The 1617-nt window shown below is 69.8% G+C and carries 1 protein-coding gene; it reads left to right on the plus strand.

The features are described 5' to 3' along the window. A partial coding sequence (locus EB084_25050; GenBank protein NDD31532.1) for a hypothetical protein occupies nucleotides 1–1466 on the plus strand: 1466 nt, incomplete at its 5' end. Nucleotides 1467–1617 lie beyond the last annotated feature (151 nt).

Below are 1617 nucleotides of genomic sequence, written 5' to 3' on the forward strand. Positions count from 1 at the left end.
CCCTGCCCGGGAACGCCGCTAGCGGCCAGACCTTCCAGGTGCGGCTCGACGGCACCCTGTCACTCACCGTGTCGGCCTCCACCCAGGGCGAGAGCCGCCCCACCGTCGCCTGGGGGGAACATGCCCTGAGCCCGCCAGGCCCAGGTCTGGCCCCTCAGCCCGATCCCGCGTCGATGTGCGATGCCGATCCGGGGACGGGACACTGGTCGACACGCGGCAGTCCGACCACGAGCTGGGATGAGGCCGAGAGCCGATGGACCCAGAGCATCGAGTGGCAGCCTCCCTCCGACGCAGCCCCGGGCCAGTGGTACGGGGTGGGAGCAGTGATGCAGACGCCCGGTGGTCGCAAGCGCGCCGCCTGGGTCGCGGTGCAGATCATCGAAGCGGGGGCGACCCGCCTCGCCTGGTCGGAGGCAGGCGCGGCCGACGGCGGCCCACCCCACACCTACGTGGGCACTGTCGCGGGCACCGAGGCCACGGCCATCCCCGGCCATCGGGGCGCTCGCCCCCTGGCCTACGGCCCCGATGGCGCCCACCTGCTGCTGGCCTCGCAAGGCACCCTGTGTGGCGTGAGCACCGAGACCCTCGAGAGCGACGAGACCCCCAGTGGCGGGATGCAGGTCGGGGCGCAGCCCGTGGTGACCCTGTCGCCCCTCGGACACCGCTTGGCCTGGCTCGAGAACGCTGGCCCCGACGGCATCGCGCCGCTGCACGTGGCCAACCTCGACGGCAGCGGCCACGTGCAGCTGAGCGACGTGGGAGAGGCGCCCGGCTGGGGCCCGGACGGGCGGCTGGGATACGTCGTGCACCGCAGCCTCCAGCAGCCGTTCACCCACAGCCTCTATGTCTACGACCCCCGCCACCCTGGCGCGCAGACGTGGGTCAGCCCCATGTGCCACGGCTTTGCCACGCTGTGGTTCCCCACGGCCGACCCCGCGCGCATCATCGCGCTCCACGACTATGCGCCCGAGAACCTGGGAATCGCCGCGCTGCTGCTGCCACACGATCCCGGCATGGCCATCCACTTCTTCCCGGAGCCGGCTCCCATTCCACCCGATCAGACCCCGCCCTCAAAGGCGAACTGGCAGGTCAAGGGGCCCATCAGCGAGATCATCGCGAACGTGGTGTACGAACCCCACGCGTCATGCGGCCAGGCGCAGCACTGCCGATTCTCGTGGTCGCCGGACAACCAGATGCTGGCGTACAACTACGTGCGGGCGGGTGATGCAACCCCCTGCCTCACCTACGTCTCGGCCAGCGCCGGCGCCCAGAGCCGCGCCAGCGTCTTCACCAGCGAACCGACGCAGATAGCAGGCTGCTACACCCACCTCTGGTCGCGCGACAGCACAAGCCTGCTCACCATGCAGGGCACACCGGGCAGCTTCTCGGCCGTGGTCATCAACACGCGCACCGGCGCACGGCAGCGGCTTCTCGACGGCGTCAGCTGGGTCGTCTGGGCGCCGTGAGGGGCGTGCCCCCGCACCGCGACGGAGTATAAGCCCATTTGGGCTTCTACTGCTGGGTATAAGCCCATTTGGGCTTCTACTGCTGGGTATAAGCCCATTTGCTGAGGAATCCCCGGTTTTGTTCTAGGCACGGTGCGGCTTTGCCGCATTC

Source organism: Pseudomonadota bacterium (assembly GCA_010028905.1).
Lineage (GTDB): Bacteria > Vulcanimicrobiota > Xenobia > RGZZ01 > RGZZ01 > RGZZ01.